This window comes from Nocardia sienata NBRC 100364 (assembly GCF_001613205.1).
GTDB classification, from domain to species: domain Bacteria; phylum Actinomycetota; class Actinomycetes; order Mycobacteriales; family Mycobacteriaceae; genus Nocardia; species Nocardia sienata.
The window spans coordinates 1-984 of the sequence record NZ_BDBX01000125.1 but is presented as its reverse complement, the minus strand read 5'-3'; the positions used below and the strand labels follow the sequence as shown (position 1 = coordinate 984).

The following is a 984-nucleotide window of genomic DNA, read 5'->3' as shown; positions in this document are numbered from 1 at the left end:
CCGTCCGACGGGTCCACCACTCCGCTGGTGGCATAGACCGTGGTCTCGGTCGGCCCATATGCGTCGATCATCCGAACCCCTGGCATCGCGGACTGCACCCGCTCGACCATCCACGCCGATAACGCTTCACCCGCAAACACGATGGTGCCTGCCGCGATCGCCCCCGCCGCGATTTGATCGAGCATCGCCACGAATACCGATGGCACCGTACTGATCACATCCCCAGTCCAACCATCCTGCTCGCCGAGCACCAGGACATCCCGGACCACCTCGATGCTCCCGCCCGTACACAGCGGCGTGAATATCTCGAACACCGACACATCGAATGTCGCCGACGTACTGGCCAGCACCCGGGGAGCTCCCTCATCGAGGGTGGAACTCATTCGGGACACGCAGTTGACCACGTTGCGGTGGCTGATGGCGACACCTTTGGGGGTGCCGGTGGATCCGGAGGTGTAGATCACATATGCCAGGTGTTCCGGCCGCAGCGGGCCGATCCGGTCGGTATCGGTGGGGTCGGTCTCGCCGCGGCCCCCGCTGAAGCTCTCCATCTCCCCGCTGTCGACGGCAACACCGGGATCAGGAGCGGCCTCGGGGCCGGAGGTATCGAGGTACACGTGCTCGAAACCGGTGGGTGGTAGCACCGCCGCGGTGCCGGTATCGGTCAACACCAGCGCGGGGTGGGCGTCGGTGAGGATGAATCGGGTGCGTTCGCTGGGGTAGTTCGGGTCGATCGGCAGGTAGGCCCCACCGGTTTTGAGGATCGCCAGTAACGCGATCACCAGTTCCGGTGAACGCCCCACCGCGACGGCGACCACCGATTCCGGGCCCACGCCGCGGCCGATCAACCTCCGCGCCAACCGGTTCGCCCGCGCGTTGACCTGCCGGTACGATATCTGCTGGTCCTCGAAGACGATGGCCACCGCGTCCGGTGCGGCGGCAGCCTGATTCTCGAACAGCCCTGGCACTGTCGCTGCTGGTACC

1 protein-coding gene is annotated in these 984 nt (G+C 66.0%); it reads right to left on the bottom strand.

The window, feature by feature from the left end:
• A partial coding sequence (locus tag NS4_RS31025; RefSeq protein WP_218020443.1) for an AMP-binding protein occupies positions 1–968 on the bottom strand: 968 nt, incomplete at its 3' end.
• Positions 969–984 lie beyond the last annotated feature (16 nt).